The organism is Paenibacillus sp. MDV22-iso6, assembly GCF_058408365.1.
Map to the genome: position 1 here is coordinate 711,703 of NZ_JBZVDZ010000001.1, position 22,645 is coordinate 734,347.

Consider the following 22,645-nt stretch of genomic DNA (forward strand, 5'->3'; position numbering starts at 1 on the left):
GTCGCCTGAAATGGCGGCTTTTTTTGTGTTGGAAATGCCCTTCGTTATGTAAAAGACGTTTTAAAATCGTTTGTTATATACGCCCCCAATGGTCTGTTCTGTATAATTCGTTGTACATCTGGATTCGCTTGCGGATGATGAATGAGGAGGACAATGATGACTTTTTTTCAAAATGGGACACATGAAGAACTTGAATGTTTGCTCGTTCAGGCGAGAAGTGTATGTCTAAGGGCATTAGATCAGTATGAATTAGCATGGGATTGTATACATTTTATTCAGTTGTCAGATACCATCACGTACAAAATCGATACATCTCCATTGAAAAGCTATTTGCTTCGCATTCATTCCAATCGGCTAAGTAAAGAGTCTATCCGTTCAGAACTTACTTTGCTTCAATCATTGGGCACATCTGATGATCTCCACGTACCTCAGGGTGTGGCGAGTCGCGATGGCTCGTATGTTTTGTTCATAGAGGCAGAAGAAGAGGGGATGTACTTTTATGTCACGATGATGAATTGGGTGGACGGAGAGCATATGGATGGAAATGAGGTTAATGAACATTGTGCATACCGTATGGGCTCTATGGCCGCAAAACTCCATGAAGCAATTACCCGTTTTGTACCATCTGTTGATTTTTCTCGTCCCATATGGGGAGAAGAGAGTTTTAAAGTGGATATGACCAAACTGAGACGTTATTATACAAGGTTTTTATCCGATCAGGCATGGAAGACGTATCAGAGAGCATCCCATAAAATATTATCCCAACTTGCAGACTTGGATCAGAATCCACAGCATTACGGAATCATCCACGGAGATTTACATATTGGTAACATCGTATTCAACGATGAACAACCTAATCCAATTGATTTTGGACGATGTGGCTACGGATATTATCTTTACGATATAGCAAACACAATATTAGGGCTTTTTCCCGCACAACGTTTGGAGTTCATCAGAGGTTATGAAAGTGTAAGGACACTGCCAACAGATTATGTTGAGGTTCTGGAAAGTTTCTTTATCATGTGCATAATTGAGAATTACAGCCACCACTCTTCCGATCCTAGAGAAGCATCACGATTAATTGATGAGCAGCCGTACGCACAAGCGTGTATCAGAGAATATTTAATGAATGCTCCATTTCTTTTCAATGGGATAGAAGTACAGGAAGTTACTTAAATGAATGTCTTGGAATCAGCTCTACTGCTTTTTATCTTGCTCGCATGGCATCACGTCTTCAGGAAGTTTCAGAAAAGTTCAAGGTTGAAATATAATCATTTCAAAAGAGAAACGTAAAACGCATCGAATCCATAGACGCGATGCGTTTATTTTATATTGAAGTCAAAGGTTTATTTTTTAGTATAAGATCCTAATTGTTTTTGTGAAAAAGGATGAACGGAGTTTTTGTTTCTTAGCCACATATTGCCTTTAACAATTAAAACATAGACAGCTACGACAAAGTAAATCATGCTCCAAAGCCAGTCTGTTGGTGTTAACATATTCTGTTCATAGGCACTTTTAATGTACCAGATTCCAATTGGCAAATGCAGAAATATCGCTGAAAATAATCCGGGATTATATATGCTTTTTGCTTTTATATTAGCGAAGATGCCATGCCAGATAATCTGGAAAAATCCCATTAATATAGGTGCCAGACCCAGCCATACAACGGAAGGGAAGAACACAGGCGGTAAATAAAACACATAGGCGATAATCAGATTAATAATCATGGCTGACTGCTGATTTAACGGATATCTCTCAGGTGTTTTACTTTGGAACAAAACTTTATTAAACAAACCTGCAAAGTAACCCGGCCATCGATATTCTTCAAATTGATGCAGGAGTATGGCAATAAAGCTTAACCATAAAATGCTGTTAATGCGCGGAAGTGTTCCCCAGTCCAAGATGAGATAAATACATACAAGGAATGCAATGATCGATCCCAAGTCTTGCCAATGTTTTCTTAACATGTTCAACTGAATCGCCTCCATCAATGTTGTTTAATGAAAGTATCTTTCAAAGAGCAAGTCAATTTGTGCTTCTATCGGAGCAATCTTCACAGAAGCGCCTTTTTCCAGAATAGGACTCATAAGTGCCGGGAGAAAAAGCGCCCCGAAAACTTGCGTCATCATTGTGGTCAGTCGTTCCGGTTGTTGCTCTCCGGTTATCTCTTTTAACGTATTTTGAACTTTGGGGAACCCCAATAAATTTAAGAATGAACCGTATTCCTGTTGAGATGAGAAATCTGCTGAACCCATAAGAATAATTCTGGATAACAATTCGGGATATTCACGGATGACTTGTAAATAGTCCATTAAGAATTGCTTTAATCGATCTCGGGCGGGAATGGATAATTCATCGAGTATAACAAAGGTATGCTGAAAGCTACTCAGAATCATTTTAATAGATTCACTGATCAAATTTTCTTTGGAGCCGAAGTAATAATTAACCAGGGATACATTTGTACCAGAGGCTTCGGCAATTTTTCGTATGGTGATGCCTTCAAATCCACTTTGTTTGGTGAACTCTAGTGTGGCTTGCATAATCTTTTCTTTTGTTTCACTTTTCTTGTCTGGTTCCATATGTAAAACCTCCAATAAAGTTATTCAAACAATGTTTTAAACAGTGTTTGAATTTATATTAGCACGTTTTCCTAATTTTGCAAGTTATACATTTGGAGTATTGACCATTAACTAAGAAACATCATTTCGAAGGCTTTTCATGAAGACATGTTCAGTTTTTCGTGGGTGTTTTATTATGAAATGCGAAAAGGTTGATGTAACAAAAATATCTCTAAACAAAAAGCGTTATACCTGTGGTATGTTTTACGTACGAATACCGCTTTAATGTGAGAGGAGATTGTATGCCACAAGTGAAAAGAGTAATTCGGAGCAAGTGGTTTCTATGGATAACAGGTGTTATCGGTATTTTTATCGCTGCATTTTGCGTATTATCCTTCTTCCTGGTAAATTCGGTATCGGCTACTTTTGAAGCCGGAAGTGTTGAAGAAAAATATGCTCTACCCGGCACGTACGAGGTAGATACGCTGGAGATCAAGGACGAGCAAGGCGAGAAGCTGTACAGGATTTATTCTCCGCAATCAACGGATGTCTTGCATCCCCTCATCGCTTGGGGCAACGGAACCGGAGCATTACCTGACAATTATGATCAGTTGTTAAGACACCTGGCCAGTTGGGGATTTATTGTCATTGATACATACAGTCAAACCACGGGTACAGGAAAAGAAATTATGGCTGCGATCCAATATATGCTCAGTGAAAATGAAGCGACGGTCAGCCCGTTCTATCACAGGATTCAAAAAGATCAGGTCGGTGCGGCAGGGCATTCGCAGGGATCAACGGGTGTGATTAACGCTCACACGAATTTTGAGAACGGGGATCTCATCAAAACGGTTGTATCGATTGCTCTGCCTGAGCTGAAATATTGTGATCCAGAGGACGTGTATGATACATCAGCGCTGAAGGTTCCATTTTTTGTTATAGGAGGAACCCGAGATTTCATCATCTCCCCGTCAGACTCCAACAAATTGGCCTTGAACAATACCAGTCCGGATCTTCCGGTCTTGATGGCCATGGCTAAGGGCGCTGCACATACAGCGATAGAGCAGGATGGCGGGCAGCATAGAGGTTATTTGACAGCTTGGATGAGATATCAATTGATGAATGATTCGGAGGCAAGCATGGCCTTTGTTGGAAAGCATGCTGAAATAGGAACGAATAATCATTGGAAGAATGTTACTTCCGCAAATTTACAATAGTCATGGTTCACATAAATCGAAGGACCCTTCTGAAATGGAAGGGTCCTTCGATTTATGTGGAAAACAATTTGAGGCATTGAAATGGCTTTATCTAATGCCACTATAAACGTTTTCAGAAAATTCATCCTGTTGAACACCATGTAACGGTAGCTATGATTTCGCCTTTGCTGTTGATTGTCTGGGAATAAGCATCGTAGGTAATTTAACTTGAAGGTACTCACTGTTTGGATTCTCCACTTGTTTCAGGATGACTCTGCCCGCTTCTCGTCCGAGTTCAAGTTCCTGCTGTACAACAGCCGTGGGCGGAATGATACAGAAATCCGGAAATTCGACATCATCGAAGAACACGACAGATAAATCTTCTGGTACAGAGATTCCCATCTGCATCGCCGCTTGAATAACATGAGGGCTGAAATTGGAGGATAGAAGGGCCGTCATCTGCGGATTGGCCTGTAAAAACTTCTGAATCATCATGATAACCTCTTCATCGCTAGCACTCATGGCCAGACGTGTCATCTGTATACTGCGATCAATCAGAATATGACGGTCCTCCAAGGCTTTCTCATACCCATGCAATCTGTCCTCAATACTTGATGTCCCCTCAGCAAGAGTGGAAATAAAGCCAATTCGATTGTGCCCAAGCTCATGAAGATGCTTAACCGCCTGAATAGCTGCCTCATGGTTGTCCGAGCTGATGGAGTTGGTCTCCACCCCTTTTAGATTGCGGTCCAGAAGGACAAGGGGAAAGCGATTTAGCGTAAGCGCAAGAATCTCATTGTTATAGTGCTCACCCTCAACGGGATAGATAATTAGTCCTCTGACGCCTGCCTGTTTCATTTCCTGAATTTTGAGAATCTCTGTCTCTTGTGAATCATTCGTCTTGGCAAATAACAATTGATAGCCATTCTCTGAAAGGGTGTCCTCAATTCCGCTCAGCAGATTGGCGGTGAACCTATTGTCAAGACGGGGGAGAAGGAACCCGATTGTTGGTACTGTGAGCTGCTCTTTTACCGCTGAAGTGATGTTATGAATTTCCTCTGGACTGTGATCGTTAACAAAGGTTCCTTTGCCTTGAAGGCGGTAGACCACTCCTTTATCAACTAGAGCAGTAAGGGCATTTTTCACCGTGATACGGCTCACACTGAATTGTTCAGCCAGTTCATTTTCGGATGGAATTCGGCTGCCCGGTTTCCAATTTCCGCTTCGAATCTGGTCAATGATATAAGTCTCGATTTTCTTGTACATTGGCTTGAAGGTTCTCACCATCGCATTTTATCTCCATTTCACTATTAGTTCGTTCTAAATATATTATATTAATACAACATATACAAGTTCTAAAAATCAATAACAAGTGAGTAAGACAAGAAGATTGAAAATACGAACAAATATGATGAAAAAACCTTATGAATAAACAATTTATTAGGAATACATTCTGTTAAGTTGTATCTAAAAATAAACATTTACAAGTAAAAGTATGTTGTTTATATTGTTTTTAAAGTTTGTTGGGTAAAGCGTTTCCAATGAGCCTTGACAATCTTATCTATGCCACAAATTTTTTCTCAAGTGTTCCTTAATTCGAAAAAGGGGGTGCAGCGGTTCTTAACACTAATTGGTTGCTGTGGAATATTCATTAAGCTAGGAAAGATCAAAAATTAAAGATAAGGGTGGTTAAAGGATGAAAAAAAGAGCAAGCATGATCGTTACTTTGATAACTGTTTTCTCACTCATTGTAAGCGCTTGCGGTGATGCGCAGTCCGGGGGGACGGAACCCAAAGCGAGTAAAGAGCTGACGATGTGGACGTGGAAGGTTGCTTACACGCCAGGGATTGAAGCAGCTGCGAAATTGTATGAAGAGAAAACAGGAATCAAAGTCAAACTCGAGACCTTTACACCAGATGATACGTATCGCCAAAAATTCCAGGCGGCAGCCAACTCCAAAAATTTGCCGGATATTGTGAACTGGTGGGCAACGGCAGGCGATTCCATCGAGAACTCAGTGCTCGAACTGTCAGGTGAAGTCGACGATGATCTGTTGAACAGCTACTACAGTGCTGCAATGGACCCGATCATTGTCACACAGAGCCAGGTTGATTCCTGGAAAGAAGACAAGAACGCCACCACAATTCAAAAGTCACTGAAGACTGGCCAGTTCTACGGACTGCCGCTTGATATCGGAGGATTCTTTACTTTCTATGGTAACAAGAAGCTGATCGAAGAAGCAGGGTTGACAGCCGAAGCGCCCAAAACGTGGGAAGAGTTCGTCACCATGATGGAGACTGTCAAAGAGAAAACAGGTACTCCTGGGCTAGTGTTTGGTGCCAAGTTGCCTGATCTGTGGGAGAACTGGGCCGGTTCGGCACTGTCCATCATGCTGAACGAACCTCAAGGTTATATTGATCTGCTCGAAAGAAAGTCCAAACTAAGCGACCCTTCAAATCTGCCGGTAGTAAAAGCGATGGAGACATTGGCAAACAAAGATCTGCTTATGCCGGGAATTTTGTCAACGGATATTGATGGAGCAGACCAGGCGTTTGCTGCTGGCAAAGCCGCTTTCGATCTCGGTGGTTCCTTCACAATGTCTACGCTACTGGCTATGGGAATGAGTCCTGACGATATTTTCACCTTCCCGGTACCTCCGCTTGAAGGATCGAAAATTAACAGCTGGACGACTGATCCATTCACGTTAACGATGTTGTCAGTAAATAAAGATTCGCAGAACAAGGCTGAAGCGCTCGATTTCATTAAATTCCTCACCGGTGATCCGGATGCTGCTGTTGCTTTTGCTAATGCGGCGTATACAGTACCTGCGCTGAATCTGGGCGATCGTGCAAATGATCTGGACCCGAACCTGAAATCAATTTCAGATGCATTCGCTGCCGAACCTGGTCCTTACAGTCAAGCTTCACCTGCAATCAATACGTATCGTGGCAAGCACAAAGAGTGGGAAGTGTATGCCCAGTCCATGCAATCCATGATCGAGAAAAAGATGACTGCTGAACAAGTCGCCAAGAAGTTCGACGACACCATGGAAAGTCTGAAAGCGAGCGGGAACTAGAACACCAAAGCAATTGGCAAGCCCCGTAAGGGGCTGTCGATTGCCAAATTGAGAGCAAAAGGTGATTGATCATGATAAAAAGTCGAAATAAGTGGATGCCGTATCTCTTTTTACTGCCTGGCGTGCTTTTGTTTCTAGCCATCGGCGTGTATTCGGTCGGATTCTCGATCATGCTCAGCTTTTATAACTGGTCCGGGATCGATTTTTCCACCGCAAGGTTTGAAGGTCTGGCGAATTTTCGTCAGTTCCTGCTTGGTGATGATCCGATTGTAACCCGGAATTTCTATAATGCCGTTCTGCACAATCTGATTATTGCCGTTTCACAGGTTGTGGTCGTCGTTCCAATCGCACTTGTGCTGGCTTTTGTGCTGCAAAATACGAAGGCAGCAACGTGGTACCGGACGATTTATTTTCTGCCGATGATCGCATCTGGCGTAGCTATCTTTTATGTATGGAAAGGTTTGTTTGAACCTAGTGGAGCATTCAACTCACTCTTCTTATGGATGGGCTTGGATTTCCTTGCTGTACCTGGTGGAATGCTGGGGAGTTCGTCTACTTCTTTACTCGGTATTATTTTGACATCAATCTGGGGCGGTCTGCCTGGAACGCTGATTCTGTACTACGCTGGTCTGACTTCCATTGATCCGACACTATATGAAGCAGCAAGTGTGGATGGTGCCAAGAAAACAACCATGATATTGAAAATTACCTGGCCGTTACTGAAGCCAATCACGCTTATTGCCGTCATTCAGATGGTGAACGGAGCCTTTCAGGCTTTTGAGAATGTGTTCATCATGACAGGCGGCGGACCGGCTGGCAGTTCGGAGGTTATTGGTACACTCGTGTACCGCACAGCTTTTCTAAACAATGATTATGGTCTGGCCAGCGCAATCGGCTGGGTATCATTTCTGATTACAGGTGCCATTGCCATATTCAGTATTCGCTCATTCAAGGCAGACATCTAAAAGGAGGAGCACATGGTCAAATATATTAAGCATATCATTCTAATCTTGTACGGATTGACCTGCCTGTATCCTTTTGTCTGGATGATCGGCACTTCGCTGAAGACATCACAGGATGCACTAGCCAATCCACAGAGTCCGTTTCCACAAGCTGCACCGATGTGGTCCACATTTGGTGACGTATGGAACAAATTGAATTTCTATCAGTTTTTCATCAACAGCGTGATCGTAAGTGCGGTCGTGATTATAGGCGTTATTCTCATCTATACCATGATGGCCTATTCGTTTGCCAAATTTGTCTATCGGGGCAAAAAATTCATCTATTACACGTTTATTGCCTTGCTGCTCGTTCCAGGTGTAACCACATTGATTCCGCTTTATATCAACATGACCAATCTCGGGCTGCAAAACACGTATATTGGCATGATTCTGCCCATGATTAATGGTGCTGCACCCTTCGCCATTTTCCTGTTCACCAGTTATTTCCGCACAATCTCACATGAGTTATACGAGAGCGCCGTACTGGATGGATGCAACAATTTCAAAATCTACTACAGAATCTATCTGCCATTAGCGTTGCCAGCTATCGGAACCATTGCGATTCTGAACTTTATCGGAAGCTGGAACAATATTTTGTGGCCGATGATCATCGTGGATAGCCGGGATATGTTTACGTTACCAATGGGACTCATGTATTTGGATTCATCTTCATTTAAGAAATGGAATGAACTCATGGCAGGGGCTTTGATTACGGTCATTCCAATCCTGCTAGCCTTCCCGTTCATGCAGAAGATGTATGTCAAGGGCATGACCGTAGGTTCAGTAAAAATGTAATTACACAACAACCAAACCATACAAGATTGGAATGAAATGAATGACTACAAAAACCGCACATATTGTCGCACATTCTCACTGGGACAGGGAGTGGTATCTATCCTTCGAGAAGCACCGAATGTTGCTTGTTCAGCTTATGGAGGATCTAATAGAGACGTTTGAAAATGACCCGGAATTTACGAATTTCCATCTGGATGGGCAGTTTATTGTGCTGGAGGATTACCTGGAAATCATGCCGCACAGGTCGAATCAGGTTCGCAAGTTAATTGAAGAGGGCAAGCTGATTGTCGGTCCATGGTACATCCTTCAAGATGAATTCCTCGTCAGCAGTGAAGCCAATGCACGCAATCTTTTAATTGGTATTCAAGCTTCAGAACAAATGGGAGGATATGCGAAAATCGGATATTTCCCGGATTCCTTCGGCAATATGGGTCAGGCACCACAACTCATTAGCCAAGCAGGCATTGAGGTAGCTGTATATGGACGTGGAGTGAAGCCAGTTGGATTCAATAACGAAATTCAGTCTGGCAATGAACATACCTCCAAATACTCGGAGATGTATTGGGAATCACCCGATGGTACTCGTGTACTGGCGATCCTGTTCGCCAATTGGTACAACAATGGCATGGAAATTCCGGTGGAACCAGAGAAGGCCAAAGCTTACTGGGCCAAAAAGCTGGCTGCAGCAGAAGAGTTTGCTTCAAGTTCGGAACTCCTGTTCATGAACGGATGCGATCATCAGCCGCTCCAGAAGGATCTGACACAAGCATTAAAGATGGCTACCGAGATTATGCCAGATGTGACGTTTCGTCATTCCAGCTTTCCCGAGTACATTCAGGCTTTTCAAAAAGCGAAACCCCAATCCTTGGACGTCATTCGCGGTGAACTTCGAAGCCAATGGACCGACGGCTGGATCACACTTGTAAATACTGCTTCAGCAAGGGTATATATCAAGCAGCAAAATGTAAAAAGCCAGACGCTACTGGAGAAAGTGGCTGAGCCATTGGCAGTCATGGCCTCTCTGTCCACAGGCATTTATCCACGGCATGAGCTGTTATATGCCTGGAAGACGTTACTGAAGAATCATCCTCATGACAGCATCTGTGGGTGCAGTGTTGACGAGGTTCATAGGGAAATGATGACCCGATTTGCCAAATCGCAAGAAGTGGCTGAAGCCATATCGGTTCAGAGTGCTCGTACAATAGCCGAATCCGTGGATACATCAGGCTTTGACGCAGATTGTGCGTTGCCTTTTGTAGTGTTTAACACTTCGGGACATCGTCGATCCAATGTGATTGTAAATAGAATGGATGTTGAGCGACGGTACTTTGACCACCAGCCTCCGCATGAAAAGTATCAGGAATTTAAGCGCGAATATGAAGCCTTTGACCCGAACGATTGGGTTGTAATGAACGCGGAAGGCTTGCAAGTAGAAGCCGTGATCACACCCATTGGACCGACATTTGGATATGATTTGCCGGATAATCGATTCCGTCAACCTTACTGGGCATATCAAGTGGATGTAGAGCTTCATGTCCAGAACATCCCGGGTTTTGGATATCATACTTTTGCTCTTGTGCCTAAGAGTGTTTCTGGAGAGAATGCGCTTAGCGAACTGACTACCACTGAACTTGTTACAGAAGAGCAAGTGATGGAGAACGATTATGTGCGGATCGAGATTGCGGGGGATGGATCGTTTACCATGTTGGATAAAGTGAACGGTCGTAATTATACAGGGCTTGGTATTTATGAGGATACGGGGGATATCGGAAATGAGTATATGTACAGACAACCGGATCAGGAAGCTCCGCTGACTACGCAGGGACTGCCTGCCCAGATTAAGCTGGTACATCATACCCCCCTGAAAGCCGTTTATGAGATCGTGCATAACTGGAAGCTCCCGGTAGGCGCTGATGAACTGCTGGATGAAGAGATCCGTTCCATGGTTCCATTTCGTTACCGGAAATCCCGGCGGCTGGACGAAACTAGAGAAGTGAGCATTCGTACAGAGCTGATCCTTGAAAAAACGGGACGTTCGGTTGGCATTAAAAGCTATATCGATAACACGGTTCAGGATCATCGTATCCGCATGTTGTTCCAAACGGGACTCGAAGCAAGTCATGTTACCGTCGACTCTATTTACGAACTGGCTCAACGCCCGATACAGCCGGAAGCGGAATGGAGAAATCCTAGCAATGCGCAGCATCAAAATGCATTTGTCAGTATCAGCAATGGTCGTGAAGGGCTAACGATTGCGAATAAAGGTCTTAATGAGTACGAAGTATTGGCTAATCAGAATACCATTGCTGTGACACTGCTGCGTGGGGTACGCGAGCTTGGGGATTGGGGAGTATTTGCAACGCCGGAGGCCCAATGTCTCGGACAGCACATTCTGGAAATGGAGCTCATCTCACATGATCTGGATGTTATTGAGTCCGATGCTTATGTGCAGGCGTATCAGTTCCCGGTTCCCTGGACCGTTCAACAGACAGGGGTACATGGTGGTACGTTACCCGTTACCCACGAGTTTTTGCAATGGGAGGGTGATCATCTTGCTTTTAGTGCGCTTAAACGGGGCGAGGCAAATGATGACATGCTGTTCAGGGTGTTCAATGTATCATCGGAGACGACTTCACTGAAGGTAACGCCTTCGTTTGAGGCTAAGGAAGTGTACGAAAGTACAATTGTTGAAGATCAAGGTGAAGCCATGAAAGTAGCGGATGAGGGAAGTTATGCTTTGAATGTGGGATCAGCAAAAATTCAGACGATCGGCATTCAACCCACAACACGTTTAAAATAAACAATTCAGTCTTGGAGTTCTCTCCACTGCTGCGAATTGAAAACGGATGCATCATGTTCCACATACGACAACCCTGTTTTCGTGCAGCTTGATTACATGATCAAGTTAATGGGAGGTACGATTGTGAACAAACGATTATGGTTAGGTGCCAGGTGTACCATTTCAGTGCTGTTGACTATTGTCATGTTATGTTCAGGGCTATGCATCACACCAGCAACCACACACGCGGCAGCAGAGAGGGAAGATATTACTGAACAGGGAGACGTCCATCCAAATGATGTGTCATCTGACTCGGTAAGTATTACGTTGGGGGAAACTCCTGTGCAGCAGGGCATAACGGCTCGTCCCGGCGATGGACCTCCAGCAGGTCTTCAAGTGGGGACGTTTGACGGGAAGGATTATTGGAAAACCAATCAGACGGTGAATCCAACAAATCCGGCCGATAACATCCTGTACTTTTACTTCAATGTTGCGGATGAATATTTGTTTGAAAATACCGATCAGGACGTGTTCGTCACTGTTGAATATTACGATAGCGATAGTGGAGCGTTGTCTCTGCAATACGATTCGAAGCAATCCAATTTCAAGGATGCTCCTTTGTTCCGGTATGAAAATACGGGAACCTGGAAGACACATACCTTCAAGCTCAGCGATGCCAATTTCGGTAACCGCACTCATGATGCGGATTTCCGAATCGGGGTTAGTGGCGCAGGGGCACCAGCCAACAATCCGGAACTTCATCTGGCGAAAGTAACCGTCCATAAGCAACCTCAGCAGCAGTCGGGTATTCAGACCAAGGTCTATGATACGGAATTCCCTACATCAGATATCGTCATTGCAGATCGAAGCGTAACCGATTATGGAGCAATAGGGGACGGGGTCTCAGACGATACTCAAGCATTCAAAGAATCGCTGGCAGTAGCCGGAAATCAAGGTGGGGGAGTTGTGTTCGTACCATCTGGAACCTATAAATTAACCGGAGAGCTGGTTATTCCAACAGGCGTTACGCTTCGCGGCGATTGGGGGAATCCCGACGAGCATGGCGGGCTAGTCAAAGGTACGATCCTTGCTGTATACGGCGGCAAAGGTCAAGCTAACGGGAACAGCTTCATAAAGATGGAACCTTCTAGTGGGGTAACACATGTGTCGATCTGGTATCCCGAACAGAATATGAATAACCCGGTGGCCTATCCATGGACGATGGAACAGCTTCCAGGTGACAGTGCCACGGTGAAAAATGTAACACTCGTCAATGCGTACCAGGGGATTAAGATTGGCCCGGAATGGAACGAACTTCATTATGTGAAGGATGTATACGGCACCACACTGAAAACCGGTATCTTTCTGGATTTCACAACAGACATTGGGAGACTGGAAGAGCTTCACCTTTCCCCGAATGTATGGGCGAACTCTGGTTTACCAGGAGCACCTGAGCAATCTCAATTGCGTGAATATATGATACAGCAATCAGAAGGTATCGTAATGGGGCGCTCGGATTGGGAGTATATGTCGAATATTCATATCTCGGGTTATAAGACAGGGATACGAATCACGACAAGAACAGGAAGCCTTGAAACAGCCAATGCGCAGCTGTACAAAATTCAGATCGACGACTGCAACGTAGCGCTGAAGATTGAAGGCGTCAATGATTATGGATTGCTGGTGACAGATAGCCAATTCGAAGCGAGTGCTGGTCCGAATCCTGTTGCCATTTATGCAACGGAAGGCTTTCACTCCATTGCCCAGTTTAACAGCGTAACGGTGGGCGGGGAGCCCAAACATGCGGTGGTGAATGAAGGGCGTGGAACGTTGTCCTTTGAGAGCAGCTCTTTCGAGAATTGGGGTGAAGGAAGCGGAGATTATGCCATTGTTGCCAAAAGTGGTTCGCTTATACTGGGTAGTTCTACCTTCGCCAAGCCGGATCGGCACCTGCTTCTTCAGGGAGATGTGGCCACAATCAATGCCATACATTCCGGACACGAAGGCAACCTTGCAGTGAACGATGAAAGTACCTCGGCGGAACTGAACATCCACCAGGAAGAAAATTTGGTGTTGGAAACCATCCCTAATGTTCCTTCAGTGGATATTGCTGTGCAGCCCAAGCCGGGTACTCGCGAGTTGTTTAACGTAGTGAGCCAGCCCTATTTGGCTGATAACACAGGGAATACCGATTCATCCCAAGCCATTCAACAGGCATTGAATGATGCCGAAGCAGCAGGAGGAGGAACGGTCTATATGCCGGCTGGCATATACCGCGTTGAGCAGGCTTTGGTGGTCCCGACTACTGTAGAACTGCGGGGTAATTATGATGTACCTCATCATACGATCGGGAATGGAACCGTTATTTTTACGAACTATGGAGAAAATGCTCCGGATGCCGATGCCTTCATTCAGCTAGAGGAAGCAGCGGGATTACGAGGATTATCCGTCTATTACGATCAACAAACATGGTCTGATGCCAATCCGGTGAAGCCTTATGCCTGGACTGTGCAAGGTCAAGGGAAAAACGTATACATGATCGATACAACCTTAGTTAATCCCTATCAGGCTGTCGACTTCGGCACCTATGATACAAGTGGTCATTATATCGATTATGTAGCGGGATCACCGCTCAAGGAAGGCATATATCTTGGTGGCGGGTCAGACGGAGGATACATGCGGAATGTGCAGTTCAATCCGCATTATTATGGTCGGAACAATTATCCGAATCATCCATCGAATGATGAAGAATTTAATCAAATTTGGAATTATCAAAAAGAGAATCTGGACGCCTTCCGTATTGGGGATGTCACAAATCAGGTTAATTTCAATACATTTGTATACGGTTCAAAGTACGGCATTCATTTTGAAGAACAGAATGGAAGAGGGCCTGAAGCCGTCGTTATTGGTCATGGCACCGATGGCAGCAAAAAGGGAGCCGTATTACAACATGCGGGAACAGCAGGTCTTTCGTTTATCAACACAGAGCTTGTTTCCATGAGTACAACAGACAAGGTATACGTGGAGGTTGGGCCTGACTTTGGTTCCAAAGCGGTGTTCTTCAATACGTCCATGTGGGGAGACACAACAAGATCTTTTGATATTCACGGAGGAGATATCCGCATACAGCAAGGAAACTTCACGAACGTTGGTGAAATCGGTATTAACGCAATCGGTGGTGATATTACCCTCTACAATTCCTATTTTCAACAGCCACGTACGAATCATGTGGTTGCAGGTCCAAACGTAGAGAAGATGGTGATATCCAACAACCTGTTTAATGGCGGTTTTCAGATGGAGAATGAAGCCCCACCTGGAAAAGTGACGGGTACCAATCTGTTTCCTTTGGCACTCAAACTGAACCAGCTTGGGTATGATCCATCCAGACCAGGTGATCCCGGAAGCATGCTGACTTTGACTAATGTTGCAGGTGAGGCTTTGCTTAAAGGGCAGATCGAACTGATTGAACCGAGTGTGTATCATGGGATGTTTAAGCCAGTACGATTTGAGGGGCTGGGCATTGGGAAAAGCATGGATGTGGCGCTTCCCTATATATCAAGTGACTTGCTCAAATTCAGAATAACGCTTGAGAATGGGTTCCGTTATGAGACTTCAGTCAAGCTGTCACAATCCTTTGCGGCACAAAAAAATGCTGTTGGAACGCTGCCATTCATTGAGGTTTCCAGTCCGGAGCATTACAACAGTGTCGGTGGAAGCTGGGGAGGTCCGAATGACCTCAGCATTCAAGCTAAAGCAAGTTGGGATACGGAAAATTTGGTTCTCAAGGTGGACGTCAAGGACGATATTCACCATCAATCCAATACCAATGGCGATATATGGCAAGGAGACAGCTTACAGCTCGGTATTGACCTTGGCAAAGAGGATGGTGCGGCCAGCAAACAGGTGAATGAGCTTGGTTTTGCACTGAATCAGGAAGGTGTCATCACGAAATGGAGATGGAGAGCTCCAGAAGGGGTTGCTACAGGATTATTGGAATCCGCTTCAGCAAACATTACCCGGGACGAGACGACCCATACTACTCATTATCAAATTACGCTACCTTTTGCAGCACTTCATCAGGAAGGATATTCATTCCAACCTGACAAACCTATCGGTTTTGCATTACTTGTCAATGAAAACGATGGCGAAGGACGATCAGGATTTATGGAGTTTAATGGAGGAATCGGTTCAAGTAAAGATGCACGATTATTCGGAAACTTGTATCTGCTTACGGGTGATTACGTGACATTGTTGGAGCTATCGGCCGAGTCGAGTGTTCGTACTGCGGAGCAAAAGAAAGATGTTACCTCTATAGATACAGCAGCCAACTTCGTCACTCTGCTACCGGGCGGTACGTTGAAGTCCTCATTACTCGTAAGACTCGCTGCTCTTACATCAGGTTCCAATCCGAATCCTGGGGGACCCAATCCACAGCCTGGCTCGGGTTCGCAGCCAAGTGCTGGAGGGGGCTCTACGACTGGAGGGAAGAATGAACCAACACCTGCCGCTCCTGGTGCTACAATGCAGATTCAGCCCAAGCTGGATAAAGCTGCTGCATTGGCAACAGCCGAGCTCACCAACAAGATGATGGAGGATGCATTCAACCGCATCACCCCTAATAAGGACGGGAAAAAGAAGCTGATTGTAGACATTGAATCCGTGGATGGTGCTGAAGGGTATGCTCTGACACTTCCATCCAGCTTTTTGCAGGAAAATCCATCTACCCATTGGTTGGAGATTCGAACAGCATGGGGAGTGCTGCAGGTTCCGAGCAATTTGCTGGCCAATACCCAAGGAACGATTGGAGATCGTATTACCTTGGTATTAAGTAAGGCCGACCGAAGCCCTTGGAGTGCCAAGATGAAATCAGACTTAGGAGAGCGGCCCGCGATTTCATTATCTGTGATATCGGATGGCAAATCCGTTGCATGGCAAAATTCCATTACGCCAATCACTGTAAGTTTACCTTATCAGCCTAATGTAACTGAACTACTGGACTCGGAAAAACTCGCAGTACGACGTATCTCGGATGACGGGCAAATGATCTCCATTCCCAATGGGAAGTTCAATAAAAAATCGGAACAAATGATTTTCAAAACACGGCAAAACGGAGTTTATGCAATCACTCAGGATAATCGAACATTCCAGGATATACAGCAGCTATCATGGGCCCACCATGCCATCGAAGTTCTAGTGTCCAAAGGGGTTATTCGTGGAATGACACCGACAGAATATCAGCCTCAATCCATGATCCGCCGAGCGGATTTCGTAACTCTGCTTACCAATGCCTTAGAATTACAACCTGATCAGGGAAGCAAGGTGGAACGCTTCGCGGATGTACCTGAGCATGTTTATTACGAACAGTCCGTGAATACCGCAAGAACGCTGGGCGTCATTCAAGGGGCAGGCGCGGATCGATTCTCGCCAGCGTCTCCAATTACCCGGGAAGAAGCAGCGGTTATGATCTACCGAGCTATGCAAGTTATAGGGATGCAGCCTCTTCCTGAAGGTGAATCCGGTCTGAATGACTATAAAGATACTCATTTGATTAAGGCATATGCCCGCGATGCCATTGATTCATTAACCAGATCAACAATGATGGAAGGAAGCAATGGCAGCTTCCATCCGGAAGATACAATGACACGTGCTGAGACCGCAGTGCTGCTGTATCGTTTATACAACCGTTTGCCTTAAATCTTCCAGTAGGATCGAAATGGAGCAAATGAGGAGAGTGAACGCATGGCTAAAATTACACGGATAGAATGCATACGTACAAGGCACGACGGAAGCTGGACCATTGTGAAGATTTCGACGGATCAGGATGGTCTTTACGGATTGGGTTCTGCTTCCGATCTTTATAATCCCGAAGCGGTGGTTCAGGTCATCGAACAACTGCTGGCACCATTACTCATAGGGAGGGATGCATCCCAGATTGAAGATTTGTGGCATCTCATGCATATGAGCGGATATTGGAGAAATGGCGCAATACTTCATACGGCCATTGGTGGAATTGACATGGCCCTGTGGGATATCAAGGGCAAGGAAGCGAATCTGCCGGTATATCAATTGTTAGGAGGGGCCTGCCGTTCGGCAGTTCCCTGTTACGGCCATGCCGGAGGTGCTGATATCAGCGAGCTGAAAGAAGATGTTTCTCGTTTTATGGAAGAAGGGTACACGGTCATTCGAGTGCAGATGGGAGGTTACGGTGGCGGGGGATTTGTCAGCGGCAAGGACGCGAATTTGCCACGCGAGCCCTGGAGCAGCGGTCCTGTATTCGATGAACATGCATATCTGCATGCCATCCCTGACATGTTCGAGAAGTTGCGCCTGGAATTTGGTAATGGGATTCAGTTTACTCATGATGTGCATGAGCATTTATCCCCCATTCATGCCATTCAGCTGTCGAAGCGGCTTGAACCTTATCATCTTTTCTTTCTGGAAGATGCACTTGCTCCGGAACAGATCGGATGGTATCGACAGCTTCGTCAACAGAGTGCTACGCCGCAGGCAGTGGGAGAATTATTTGTTAATCCTCAGGAGTGGACGGGTCTGATTCAAGAGAAGTTGATCGATTTTATCAGAGTTCGGGTATCGAAAGCAGGCGGAATCAGCGCTTGTCGCAAGATCGCTACGCTGGGCGAAGCCTACGGAGTACGAACAGCCTGGCAGGAGGGTGGGGAGAATGATCCTGTTAACCAGGCAGCTGCTGTCCATCTGGATATGGCCCTGTGGAACTTTGGTATCCAGGAAATCAATCATTTTAAACCTCATGAGTTGCAGGCATTCCCCGGACATATCGTCAGAGAGGGCGGATATCTATACCCTTCCAATAAACCGGGACTGGGCATTGAACTGGATGAAGTGAAGGCCAGATCATTACTAAGTGACTCATGGGATCACAACAAATATCATCGGCCGTATCCTCTAGACCGCAAAGCGGATGGGACATTGGTGCGACCCTAACGAAGTGACAAGAACAGACAGGAGAGATATAGGAATGAAGACGATTGCAGTTACAGGCGGAGGCGGAAAGCTGGGTTCACAGGTCATTGAGAAGCTGCAATTACAAGGTCATGATGTCGTATCGCTGGATAAACACCTGTCTGACCGGGTGCGTTGCAGACAGATTATTGTCGATCTGAACGATTATGGTCAAGTCGTGGGAGCACTTGCCGGAGTGGATGCGATCATCCATCTGGCCGCAATTCCTGCGCCGCTTCACTACCCTCACAGCTACATTTTCGCTAATAATACACTTTCCGGATACCATGTGCTGGAAGCAGCCTCTTTGCTTGGTATACAAAAAGTGGTCATGGGCTCCAGTGAATCATCCTACGGATTTGCCTGGGCCAACAAACCCTTCTCTCCCGATTATTTCCCGGTGGATGAACAGCATCCGCAACAGCCGCAGGAATGTTACGGCCTGTCCAAGATCGTTAATGAGGTCACTGCAGAGATGTTTCATCGGAGAAGTGGGATACAGGTGATTTCCCTCCGTTTTTCAATGATTGTGGGACCGGGAGAGTACAGACATCTGGCTATTGCGAAGGCGGAAACGTTCAAGCACATATGTTGGAGCTACATTGATATCAGGGATGCCGTGGATGCTTGTTTGGCTGCTCTGCACGCCGATTATGATGGGGCTGTTCACGTTAATGTTACCGCTAATGATACGTTAAGTGATCGGCAAACGACAGAATTGCTCGCCACCTTTTATCCCGATGTAAAAGATCTACGGACACCTTTCTCTAGTCGAGAAGCCATTGTTAGTAATGGAATGGTGAAAGAGCTTCTGTCCTGGGGCCCGAAGCATTCGTGGGCGGATGAAGAACAGGAGTAGCTTATGCGCAACTAAAATGAATAGGGGGATAATATGCTAAATTTCATGCAAAAAAACAAGAAGGTTTTGGCTTTTGCAAGTGCGGCATTATTGATTCTTACGTTGTGTTTGTCTATTTCACCTTCCATCGTATCGGCAGCTTCCGCGTTTAATCAAACGCAGGCTTCCAGTTATAACAGTCAATCCGGAGTCCAACTGGAAAGTTCCAGCGAGGGAGGGCAAAATGTCGCATTTATCGACAACGGCGATTACATTGTATTCAACAATGTGGATTTTGGCGGCGGTGCCAATTCAATCGACGTGAGAGTAGCCAGTAATAACAGTGGCGGTACGATTGAGGTCCGTCTGGATAGCCTAAACGGGACACTCGCGGGAACTGTTGCTGTTCCAGCTACGGGCGGGTGGCAATCCTGGCAAACGAAGTCCGGGTCAATCAGTGGTGCCACTGGTGTACACACAGTCTATCTTAAATTCACGGGCGGAACCGGCAATTTATTCAATCTACTCTGGTTCAAGTTCAGTGCTTCCGCCGCAGGCAGCGGTGGCGATGTCGTAGGCAAGCTGTATGCCGGGTATCAAGGCTGGTTCAACGCAGCCGGAGACGGTTCACCGAACGGGGGCTGGGTGCACTGGTCCAAAAATAGCAGTGCGCCATCAGCAAGTGGCAACGTGAATTTCGAGTTGTATCCAGACATTCGCGAATATTCAAAGCTGTATCAGACAAGTTTGGCGAACCTCGGTAATGGTTCTCCTGCCAAATTGTTCTCCTCTTACGATCAGGAGACGGTCAACAAACATTTTGAGTGGATGCAAAGCTACAATATCGACGGTGCAGCATTGCAACGGTTCGGCGCAGATGAGAGTGACACACCTAACAACTGGAAAAGCAACCGGGACAGCGTAGCCGTCAAGGTTAAAAATGCCGCGGAATCTTATAATCGCAAGTTCTATGTCATGTATGACATTACGGGCATGAATGCGAGCAATTGGGTGCAGGCAGTTAAGCATGACTGGACGACCAATGTTATGAACAACATGCACCTGCCATCATCTTCGGCCTATGCGAAGCAGAATGGCAAAATGGTTGTCTGCATCTGGGGTATTGGCTTCACGGATCGGCCGGGTACTGCAGCAGAGGCGGCCGATTTGATCGGTTGGTTCAAAAACCAGGGGATCTATGTCATCGGTGGCGTACCTACGTATTGGAGAACGGGAAATAACGACTCTCGATCTGATTTTATGAACGTCTACAAATCGTTGGATATGATCTCGCCTTGGTCCGTTGCCCGCTTCGGCAATATTCAGCAAGCGGACAGCTTCAAAACCAATCAGCTTCAACCTGATCTGGTTTTCACACAGCAAAATGGAATTGACTATCAGCCAGTGATCTGGCCGGGTTCGGCTTGGTCGAACATGACTGGTGGCCCAAGAGACGAGAATCCGCGTCTGCATGGAGACTTCATGTGGAGGCAGGCCTACAATCTGAAGAGCATCGGTATCAATACCGGATATATCGCGATGTTTGACGAGTACGATGAAGGTACGGCTATTGCCAAGATGGCAGAGAACAGCTCCATGATTCCAACCAATCAATATTTTCTAACGCTGGATGCCGACGGTGTTGCCGTATCTTCAGACTTTTATCTCCGACTTGCAGGGGATATCAATCGCATGTTCAAAAACCAGATTCCAGTGACGGCAAACCATCCAACAAGTCATCAATAGAGCCCAAATGGCATGATTTTAACAAGTTCGTATACGTTCAGGAGGATTAAAAATGACTACTAATGATATTGGCTTCGAAACCACACGCCAAAAGACGACATCCATGAATCCAGCAATCACATCTATATATACAGCAGATCCTTCGGCCCATGTATGGAACGACGGTAAAATTTACATTTACGCATCTCATGATATGGACCCAGCCAGAGGTTGCGATCTCATGGACAGATATCATGTTTTCTCCTCGGAGGATATGGTTCACTGGTTGGACGAAGGGGAAATACTCCGTTCAAACGACGTTTCCTGGGGCAGACCGGAGGGCGGCTTCATGTGGGCGCCTGACTGTGCATACAAGAATGGGACCTATTACTTCTATTATCCGCATCCAAGTGATTCGAACTGGAATGATTCCTGGAAGATCGGGGTTGCCACCAGTCGCTATCCAGCGCATGGCTTTACGGATCAAGGGTATATCGAGGGACTTGGCGGGTTTGCACTGATTGACCCGTGCGTAATTGTAGACGACGACAACAGCGCTTATATCTATTATGGTGGCGGCAGTGTCTGTCTGGGAGGCAAGCTCAATGAAGACATGATGTCCTTGGAGAACGGCATGACAGAAATGCAAGGACTTGAGGATTTTCACGAAGCTGCCTGGGTGTTCAAAAGAAACAATCTTTATTATCTTACCTATGCGGATAATCTGGAAGACAACAACCGTATGAGATACGCAACAAGCGAGAATCCGCTTGGTCCATGGACGTACCGTGGCATTTTCCTGGAGCCGACCGGCTGTTCCACGACCCATGGCTCTGTAGTAAAATTCAAAGGGCAATGGTATCTTTTTTATCACAATCAAGCGATCTCTGGAGAAGGTACGCTGCGCAGCGTATGTATCGACTATCTGGAGTTCGATGAAGATGGTTCCATCAAGCCTGTGGTTCAGACAAGAGAAGGTGTGTCGTCCGTTGGTCCAGCCCCGGTTCCTGCACGGCAACAGAAGGTTTATGAAGGTGCAGCAAGTCAGGTTTTTGGTGGAGCTGAAATCAGGATATTGCAATCCGGTCAAACCGTGGTCGGGAATCTTCAATCCTCAGAAGCGTACGCCTTGTTTAAGAATATAGATGGAGGCGAAGGCGGCAGAGCATCGATTGAGCTTCATTATGCGACAGGTGAACGACTGGCCAAATTGCATCTGACGATTAATGACCAGGACTATTCCTTGCTGAATGCGCTATCCACTGGCGGTTTGCAGGAGTTCGGCGGAATCACCAATATCACCGTTCATTTGGAGCCAGGTAATGTTAACACAATCCAAATTTCAGGTGGACATGGCGAGATCAATCTTTTAAGTCTCACCGTTACCCCGTTGTTGGATTAATACGTAAGAAACGGGATAGACGTTTAAACCTCAGGAGAGTGTTCCTGAGGTTTTTTCTTGTAAATATGAACGAGTGAGTTCTAATAAAAAATAAGCACTTTTTTCCAACAAAATGCCAAATAAATGACAACGAAATGTTATTTCTATTTGTAACTGCTTACTTTATGCTAGATTTCAACACCCGATGAATAGACTGGATTATGTCTGTACATACGGTTATGAGGGTTAACCGTTGTGCAGAAAAAACAAGTTCTTCGGATGTAAGACAGAAGCGAAAGTAGAGAACATTGATGT

The 22,645-nt window shown here is 45.6% G+C and carries 14 protein-coding genes; 11 read left to right on the forward strand and 3 right to left on the reverse strand.

All coding sequences use genetic code 11. The features are described from left to right. Nucleotides 1-153 precede the first annotated feature (153 nt). The gene (locus AC4PM4_RS03035) at nucleotides 154-1,176 is read left to right on the forward strand and encodes a phosphotransferase (RefSeq protein WP_090806273.1); all 1,023 of its coding nucleotides are present in this window, start codon (nucleotides 154-156) and stop codon (nucleotides 1,174-1,176) included. Nucleotides 1,177-1,346: 170 nt separating this feature from the next. On the opposite strand, the gene AC4PM4_RS03040 is transcribed toward AC4PM4_RS03035, so the two are convergent. Continuing rightward, on the reverse strand, nucleotides 1,347-1,973 hold the full coding sequence (locus AC4PM4_RS03040; protein ID WP_269056448.1) for an HXXEE domain-containing protein: 627 nt from the start codon (nucleotides 1,971-1,973) through the stop codon (nucleotides 1,347-1,349). A gap of 24 nt (nucleotides 1,974-1,997) precedes the next feature. Further along, nucleotides 1,998-2,579 (reverse strand): TetR/AcrR family transcriptional regulator, encoded by a 582-nt coding sequence (locus AC4PM4_RS03045; protein WP_072732822.1) that lies wholly within the window; start codon nucleotides 2,577-2,579, stop codon nucleotides 1,998-2,000. A 281-nt stretch (nucleotides 2,580-2,860) separates the two neighbouring features. On the opposite strand from AC4PM4_RS03045, the gene AC4PM4_RS03050 reads away from it, so the two are divergent. Beyond that, nucleotides 2,861-3,775, forward strand: a complete 915-nt coding sequence (locus AC4PM4_RS03050; RefSeq protein WP_274566928.1) for a poly(ethylene terephthalate) hydrolase family protein — start codon at nucleotides 2,861-2,863, stop codon at nucleotides 3,773-3,775. A 150-nt stretch (nucleotides 3,776-3,925) separates the two neighbouring features. On the opposite strand, the gene AC4PM4_RS03055 is transcribed toward AC4PM4_RS03050, so the two are convergent. Further along, the gene (locus AC4PM4_RS03055) at nucleotides 3,926-5,020 is read right to left on the reverse strand and encodes a GntR family transcriptional regulator (protein ID WP_218843446.1); all 1,095 of its coding nucleotides are present in this window, start codon (nucleotides 5,018-5,020) and stop codon (nucleotides 3,926-3,928) included. A gap of 430 nt (nucleotides 5,021-5,450) precedes the next feature. Here AC4PM4_RS03055 and AC4PM4_RS03060 point away from each other — a divergent pair, with 430 nt between their 5' ends. The 9 genes from AC4PM4_RS03060 (at nucleotide 5,451) to AC4PM4_RS03100 (ending at nucleotide 22,351) form a co-directional block, all read left to right on the forward strand. Beyond that, complete coding sequence (locus tag AC4PM4_RS03060; RefSeq protein WP_491612722.1) at nucleotides 5,451-6,830, forward strand: ABC transporter substrate-binding protein; 1,380 nt, start codon at nucleotides 5,451-5,453, stop codon at nucleotides 6,828-6,830. Nucleotides 6,831-6,901: 71 nt separating this feature from the next. Further along, nucleotides 6,902-7,795: a carbohydrate ABC transporter permease gene (locus AC4PM4_RS03065; RefSeq protein WP_024631712.1), complete on the forward strand. Its 894-nt coding sequence runs from the start codon at nucleotides 6,902-6,904 to the stop codon at nucleotides 7,793-7,795. Nucleotides 7,796-7,807: 12 nt separating this feature from the next. Then, nucleotides 7,808-8,626, forward strand: coding sequence for a carbohydrate ABC transporter permease (locus AC4PM4_RS03070; protein ID WP_024631711.1), 819 nt, complete (start codon nucleotides 7,808-7,810; stop codon nucleotides 8,624-8,626). A 40-nt stretch (nucleotides 8,627-8,666) separates the two neighbouring features. Then, nucleotides 8,667-11,426 (forward strand): alpha-mannosidase, encoded by a 2,760-nt coding sequence (locus AC4PM4_RS03075; RefSeq protein WP_491612723.1) that lies wholly within the window; start codon nucleotides 8,667-8,669, stop codon nucleotides 11,424-11,426. A 123-nt stretch (nucleotides 11,427-11,549) separates the two neighbouring features. Further along, nucleotides 11,550-17,099 carry a glycosyl hydrolase family 28-related protein gene (locus tag AC4PM4_RS03080; RefSeq protein ID WP_491612724.1) on the forward strand — a complete coding sequence of 1,850 codons (5,550 nt, stop codon included), beginning with the start codon at nucleotides 11,550-11,552 and terminating at the stop codon, nucleotides 17,097-17,099. A gap of 45 nt (nucleotides 17,100-17,144) precedes the next feature. Beyond that, on the forward strand, nucleotides 17,145-18,368 hold the full coding sequence (locus tag AC4PM4_RS03085; RefSeq protein WP_064638441.1) for an enolase C-terminal domain-like protein: 1,224 nt from the start codon (nucleotides 17,145-17,147) through the stop codon (nucleotides 18,366-18,368). A 34-nt stretch (nucleotides 18,369-18,402) separates the two neighbouring features. Beyond that, nucleotides 18,403-19,245: an NAD-dependent epimerase/dehydratase family protein gene (locus tag AC4PM4_RS03090; RefSeq protein WP_491612725.1), complete on the forward strand. Its 843-nt coding sequence runs from the start codon at nucleotides 18,403-18,405 to the stop codon at nucleotides 19,243-19,245. Between the two features lie 45 nt (nucleotides 19,246-19,290). Continuing rightward, complete coding sequence (locus tag AC4PM4_RS03095) at nucleotides 19,291-20,970, forward strand: carbohydrate-binding protein (RefSeq protein WP_491612726.1); 1,680 nt, start codon at nucleotides 19,291-19,293, stop codon at nucleotides 20,968-20,970. 52 nt (nucleotides 20,971-21,022) lie between these two features. Continuing rightward, nucleotides 21,023-22,351, forward strand: coding sequence for a family 43 glycosylhydrolase (locus tag AC4PM4_RS03100; RefSeq protein WP_491612727.1), 1,329 nt, complete (start codon nucleotides 21,023-21,025; stop codon nucleotides 22,349-22,351). Nucleotides 22,352-22,645: the final 294 nt, after the last annotated feature.